5 protein-coding genes and 1 pseudogene are annotated in these 7310 nt (G+C 36.1%); all 6 read left to right on the forward strand.

Annotated features, from left to right (window positions below; translation table 11 throughout):
• A pseudogene (locus tag G3O08_RS21990) lies at positions 1–112 on the forward strand (IS982 family transposase); the annotation flags it as partial.
• A 415-nt stretch (positions 113–527) separates the two neighbouring features.
• On the forward strand, positions 528–4406 hold the full coding sequence (locus G3O08_RS20125) for an SBBP repeat-containing protein (RefSeq protein ID WP_163287245.1): 3879 nt from the start codon (positions 528–530) through the stop codon (positions 4404–4406).
• A gap of 2 nt (positions 4407–4408) precedes the next feature.
• Positions 4409–5695 (forward strand): T9SS type A sorting domain-containing protein, encoded by a 1287-nt coding sequence (locus G3O08_RS20130; RefSeq protein ID WP_163287246.1) that lies wholly within the window; start codon positions 4409–4411, stop codon positions 5693–5695.
• 170 nt (positions 5696–5865) lie between these two features.
• Positions 5866–6093, forward strand: coding sequence for a hypothetical protein (locus tag G3O08_RS20135; RefSeq protein ID WP_163287247.1), 228 nt, complete (start codon positions 5866–5868; stop codon positions 6091–6093).
• On the forward strand, positions 6090–6389 hold the full coding sequence (locus tag G3O08_RS20140) for a type II toxin-antitoxin system RelE/ParE family toxin (protein ID WP_163287248.1): 300 nt from the start codon (positions 6090–6092) through the stop codon (positions 6387–6389). Before G3O08_RS20135 ends, G3O08_RS20140 begins: the two co-directional genes overlap by 4 nt.
• Positions 6390–6543: 154 nt before the next feature.
• Positions 6544–7125, forward strand: a complete 582-nt coding sequence (locus G3O08_RS21950) for an REP-associated tyrosine transposase (protein ID WP_163287249.1) — start codon at positions 6544–6546, stop codon at positions 7123–7125.
• Positions 7126–7310 lie beyond the last annotated feature (185 nt).

The following is a 7310-nucleotide window of genomic DNA, read 5'->3' on the forward strand; positions in this document are numbered from 1 at the left end:
TGGTAATTTTATTTCAAATCTACTCTCTGGCTTAATAGCATACTCGTTTTTTCAAAAGAAACCAGCTATAAAATATGAAGCCGATTTTAACACGCTGCCACAACTATTTTAGAATCGAACTCAGGTTATAAATAAAATGAGTGGTTTCGAGCGGAATAATCTCAGTTTGGATTGAATTCCCAACGCTTGGTAGTTTATACGACTATCACTTTATTGACGGATGAAAGTAGCTAAGGATGCTGAGAATTATGCAGAATTAAGCAAAGAATTGAAGTCCATTTTGGAATCAACCTTACGCTCCGGAAGCCACCATCCCGCTTAACATACTCATAGATTGGCCTAAGTTTCGCATAAACAAAAAAGCGTCATGAGTTTCAAATAGAGTAAAATTATTTGTGAATTTTATGTCATTATTAGTAATTTTTAACTACATTGTAATCATAACTAAATATTCCTCCTCATGAAAACTACTCTACAAACAAGCCTTCGCGCTAATAGCGTGAAAAATTTTAGTCAATTTTTGCCATTTGCCATTTGCCAAACTAAAAAAGATTGATGTAAAAATTCTCACTTTTATATTATTCTTTTTTACAGCTAGTTTTATCCAAGCGCAAACTCAATCAGCCTTTTTTGAACAATGGGCTCATGAAAGAGGTGAGCAACAATTCTATCTTTCTGCTAAATCAATTACAGATGCAAACAAAAATGTGTTTGTGGCAGGTGCTACTATAAATGAAAATGGAAATTATGATATGCTCGTGACCAAATATAATCCAAATGGTATTGAAATTTGGAGCACTCTATATGATGGTGATTTTCAAGGAAATGACTACCCATTAGATCTAAAATTAGATACCCAAAACAATCTTTTCGTAACGGGAAGCGCACAAAATGGTTATAATTTCGAAAATGATTATGAAGCCATTTTATTGAAAATTAATGTGAATGGTAGTATATCATGGATACGTAAGTTAGATGGTGTGCAAGCTGGCCCTGATATTGGAACCACTCTGGATTGTGATGCATCAGGAAATGTTTATTTTGCAGGAGCCACTTCGGCAAATTCTTCGTTAGACTATTTTATTTCTAAGTATTCAAGTTCAGGAGTGTTACAATGGACTAATACTTATGATTATCAAAACTTGTATGATGGAGCCTTGAAACTAAAACTTAATGGCTCGTACATTGTAGTTTCAGGAATTAGTCAGTCATATACAGGTCAAAACCCACCAGAGTTGAGATGGGAAATTGCAACATTGAGAGTGTCTGCTACAAACGGTCAAATTTTAGGTTCTTTAAGAACTGGTGGTAGTGATGAAGGAATGAATACTTTAACTGATTTAGAAATTGATACCAACGGAAACATATATCTATGTGGTTCTGTACACAATACGGGAACAGGACTTGATCTAAAAATTGCAAAATTAGACGATGATTTAAATATTGAGTGGGTAACAGAATACAATGATCCGTCAAATGGAAATGATGAAGCTGAATCTTTGATTTTAGACGGTAATGGGAATGTGTATGTTACCGGACATGTTAGTAACGCGGACGGTAATAAAGACATAATAACGTTAAAATTAAATTCAAATGGTGTTACATTATGGAATGAACAATATGATAGCGGCTATAATAATGATGACAAGGGTATAAGTATTGCTCTGATTAATGATGAACCCGTAGTTGCCGCCACCAGTTATATTATTTCTAATAACGACTATCAACTCTTACATTACAACACATCTGGAATTGTTCAAAATAAAATCAATTTTAATGGTGCTTTCAATGGTGACGATAGAGCTATTGCAGTTGCAACAGATTTGAATGGAGACATAGTGGTAGTTGGCCAATCTCAAACTGACATTGCGGAGTTTAATTACACTACAGTAAAATATAGTATTTCAGATTATATTGATCCTTGGTATTCTCAAACAATTTCTTCAACAAAGTACATTACACCAAATAAAGGACAGCTTTTAAAAACAAATTTTCAACCAACTTCTCAAGTACAGTTTATTAATGATAACGACTATCCTGTAAGCTACATTCAAAAGGATAAAATTTCTTATGTTTTCACTAAAAGTGACGACACAAGTTCGCAAAAATTTAATTCGGCACATGCCGACACGTCTGTTAATTGGGTAGTTACAGATAGTCTGTGCAGAGTGGATATGGCATTCTCCAACGCGCGCAGTCAGAAATTCCAACCAATTTCCATAAATAGGTATTATGAAAATTATTTTTTAAGCCACTTTGATTCAAAAAGAATCCAAACCAATAATAAGGCAATTGCATTTGGAATTTGGGAAAATATTGATGCTACTATAACAAATGAAGAAAGTGGACTTGGTATTGGTTTTGTGTGTAACCCAGGTTTTAAACAATCAGCATTAGATTGGACATATCAAGGGGCTGATTCTATAGCAGCTAGTAATGGAACAACACTTACAATTTATTCTCCACTAGGCACGCTCACTTACGAATTAAACCAGGCTTACCAAGTAAACAATAACGGACAATATGTTGCACTTTCGTGGACTCCGTCTTATCAAATAATAAATAATCACGTTAAGCTCTCATTAGGAACCTTTGACACAACAATTCCACTTGTTTTAACTCAAAAGAAAGCAGTTACTGCTGCAGGTAGTGGAGGCGGTATTGGTAATTTAGAATGGAGTACATTTTATGGTGGGTCAGAACAGGAAGTGTTTTATGATATGGCAACTGATTTTGATGGAAATGTTTTTGTAAGCGGACAATCAAAAAGCAGTAATTTTCCTGTTACTACCGGAGTCGTGCAATTTACCCATGCCATGAATTTAGACATAGTTGTAACTAAATTTAACAAAACTACGCTTACTAATGAGTGGGCTACTTATTACGGTGGTTCGGCTGTTGATAGAGGATATGGCATCGATGTCGATAATGAAAATAATGTTGTATTCTCCGGTTATTCCAGCTCAGATAATTTTCCCATTGAAAATGAAATACAACCTAATGGTGCCAACAATGCAGCTGTTATCAAATTAAACCCTTCAGGTTCCACCCGCCTCTGGGCAACTCAATTTGGCCCATTCGATTTTACTGTCTCTAATGATGTGGGTGTCGATATGGATGGCAATGTTTATGCTGTTGGTCGGAGTTTTGGCGACATAGAAATTTATAATCAGGATGGAACAACTAGCTATAACTCTGGAAGTGGATTTATACTGAAAATCGCACCATCAGGAGAAGCTTTATGGTCAACGATGTTTGGGCATCAAGCCTTCTGCGAAATCAAAGGTATAGCTGTTGATATTAATAATAACAAATATATTACTGGTGCGTCTCGCCAACCAGCTTCTCAAATTGGCACAAACCCTAATTACTCTGGTACTTTTGGTGGTGGATTTGGCGATGCCTACATAGCAAAATTCAATGAAGATGACAACCTATCTTGGAGTTCTTGGTATGGTGGTAATCTAATTGAGGAAGGTGAAGATATTGCGGTTAGTCAAAATACGGGAAATGTAGTTTTCGTAGGGGGAACAATGAGCTCGAGTGGTTTTCCTACTTTAAATCCCCTCGATGAGAATAGCACATTTGGCGGTTCTATTGATTCCTCTCCTATTTTTGGCACGGATCATCATGGTGATGGTTTTATTGCCGAATTTGCTTCTGATGGCACCCATCTTTTCGGTTCTTATTTTGGAGGGCTGAATGTTGATGCTTGCCTTACCGTAGATTATGATGCTTACAATCAGATTTATGTAGGTGGTTACACAGTTAGTTCTGCAGATGCTTGGCTTACTAGCACTCAAGGAAATATTAGTGGTCTTTTCAACCAAGCCAGCTTTAATGGAATAGGAGACGCTTTCATTGCAGCCATCAATCAAAGCAGACAACTTGTTTGGGGCAGTTACTTTGGTGGTGGTTATGGTGATGTAGCTTATGGAATTGCTACTGCACCTAATAATAAGCTCTATATGACTGGGTGGACAGAGAGTGTGGGCGGTGGCTCCAACAGCTTCCCCTTATTAGATCCTACAGGTGAGGATGATTATTTTGAAGGTCAACTTAACCTAATTAACGATTTTGAAGGAGAAATTGGCGATGGATTTGTTGCTCGATTCAATATTCAGCCTTTAACTCTAGTTGTAAGTGTTAAAACCCTTTCACCATTCAAAGACGAGATTGCCATTCAGCCAAATCCGAATAATGGTAACTTTACTCTTAGGAGCAAATCAGAAGGAGAATCTAAAATCAGTATTTTCTCCTTAGACGGGAAGAAGGTTTTTGAAGATACTCTAAGTGATTTCGGAGAATCCCATCGAATTTCTGTGCCAAATTTACAATCTGGAATCTACATTCTCACGATTGTTACTGAAAAACAATCATACTTTGGTAGATTTTCAAAGCTGTAATTATGAAAATTTATTTATATCTTTTTATTATCGTAAGCTCATTCATTTTTAATGAATCTGCGAAAAGCCAAGACTTCGAAATTTTCGATAACTTTTCTACACATACAAATGAGGCTTTAATTCATTCCGTTGCATTAAATGACAGCACTATTATCGTTGTAGGGTCTCATGTTATTCTCAAAACAAAAAACTATGGCCTTACTTGGGTTCCTACAATTATCGATGGAATTCTTAATCAAGTAACCTTCCCAACAGATAGTGTGGGTTACGCTGTTGGGTACAATAGCCTTATAATGAAAACAATAAATCAAGGTAATACATGGAGCGCCCTAAATACGGATGTTATTGAGAATACACATACAGCTTTTACCGTAGAGTTTTTAAACATTGATACTGGCTTCGTTGCTCTTGCAAACGGCCCTGGTTACGCCTTTTTATCTACACATGATGGTGGAGACACTTGGCAAAACGCAGATTTTGGAACTGTTTACGGTCGTGCTAAACTGCAAATAGTTAATGATTCAACAGTGTATGCACTCCCTTATGACAACAAGTTTTATAAATCAACTGACTACGGCGAATCTTGGGAAGCCATATTTCTTCCCGAAAATACCGGTAGTTCAAGGGATATGCACTTTTTTAATAAGGATACAGGAATAGTTGCTATACGGGAGTTTTCTTCAAGTTGTGGGAGTAATTATTATTTGGCCACGACATACAATGGTGGTGAATCTTGGACAAATCAATATTATTCTTGCACAAATTTTAGAGCCTTTGAATTCCCAAATAATGATGTGGGATTTTCAATTGGAACTTATTTCTCAGATAGTGGTGTTAGAACTTTTTGGAGAACTATTGACAGTGGTGATACATGGGAAGAGTTAGAATACCCAGTAGGAGAAACTCATTTTGGGTCAAGTTGTATGGCAACATGTATTACTTGTGTAAATCAAGATACTTGTTACATGCCAACCAATTATGGAACAATAATTAAAATGACCAATGCGAGTGGTGGCTTGACTGCTGTGGGAGACAATGACTCTAATTCTGAAAATCAACTATTGGTTTACCCAAATCCCAACAATGGAAATTTTTCGTTTAAAAGTGATATAAATGAAATAGCAAATATTAAAATTTACTCTATAGACGGCAAAAAGGTATATGAAGTTGATCAAGTTGAACTGGGACAACACCTTCAAATATCCGTTTCAAATCTTAGTTCAGGTATCTATATTTATACGATTAAAACTGAGAACGAAATGTTCAATGGTAAATTTGCAAAACAATAGCTATGAAGATTTATACATCATTACTAATAATTATCCTATCGGTTAGTTTGTCAAAATCTTAAAAGCAAATCTTACAGCCTTTATTGACAGATTTTACAGTGTGTGATGAGAAAATGGAAGCGAATTTTAATATGAAAGACCTATATTTACAGGTATCTAAATAAAGACTTATGGATATTCAATTAGAAAAAGCAGCAATTATTAAGCGCTTTGAGCAAATAAACGATGAGTACCTGGTAAAGGCATTTAAGAATTTATTGGATTATGCCTTGAGGAAAGAAGAGGAGGACGCAATGTTGGAGGCATCTATTAGTAAAGGGTTATCACAATCTAAAAATGGAGAAGTAAGGCCTCATAATGAGGTAATGGAAGGCTTGAGGCAAAAGTATAAAGAATGAGTTATCAGATAAAGTGGACTGATGAATCAGAATTTACGCTCAATAAAAATCTTGAATATTTATCAGAGAAATGGGACTTGCTAACGATAAATAATTTTTTAAACGAGGTGGATGCGGAGATCGATAGGATTGCATTGAACCCTAAATTATATGGCGTACATAACAAGCTTGAAAAGGTTCACAGATGTGTTATTAATAGGCATATCACACTTTTCTATAAAATAGTTTCATCTGAAAAGATTGACTTATTGACATTTTGGAACACGCATCAAGACCCAATAGAACTCAAGGTATGAGAGTTTCTTCTTTTTAGAAATTTCTAAGTAGCCGAATAAAATCAGGATTTCAGCTAGATTATGGTAATCTCGGCTCCGCAGGGTATCAACCCTGCGGCATTCGTTTTTAGACCGCGTGGTCGATACTCCGCGAATTATTCCCTATCTTAGATTAATGCGACAAGGTGAAAAACAGTCCATAAAGTTAAATAAGACTTACTTTTTAACACCAACGGTTGTCTCTTGGATAGACTTATTCTCAAGAAAAGAACTTAGATATATTGTGATCACTTCGCTTAAATATTGCATTCAAAACAAAGGCCTGAATGTTTATTGTTATTGCATAATGACAAACCATTTGCACCTCATAGCTAACTGCAACGAGCCTTTTCAATTGAGTGACACAATCAGAGATTTCAAAAGACATGTTGCCACCGAGTGCTTTAGGTGGATTTTACATAACCCCGAAAGCAGGAAAGAATGGATGTTGCCAATCTTTGAAAGTGCTGGAAATAATGATTCTAAAAACAAATCAGTGAAGGTTTGGCAAACTGGTAACCAAGCGATAGAACTTTACAACTCAGAATTTACATGGACTAAAGTTTTGTACATACACAACAATCCGGTAAGAGCGGGATGGGTTAATAAACCAGAAGATTGGATTTATAGTTCTGCGAAAAATTATGTTGAAGAAGAATCGATATTGCCTGAAGTAATCAGGATTAACCCACCGCTGAACTTTAAGAACAAATTTTGATTTTAGCGGGGTTGATACCCGAGGAGTATCCACCCGACCAACTACACCGCCTGATTTTCCAACTCACCAAAGCTTGTTAACTTTTCTGGTATGTCTATATTCCCAGGGAAGAGTTCAAAAAGTTTGTTGACCGGATGATCGGCGATTTTGCCAAGCACGGCAGTAAGCCAGGCCATAGGTTCTAC

The organism is Cryomorpha ignava (genome assembly GCF_010686655.1).
GTDB classification, from domain to species: Bacteria; Bacteroidota; Bacteroidia; order Flavobacteriales_D; family Cryomorphaceae; genus Cryomorpha; species Cryomorpha ignava.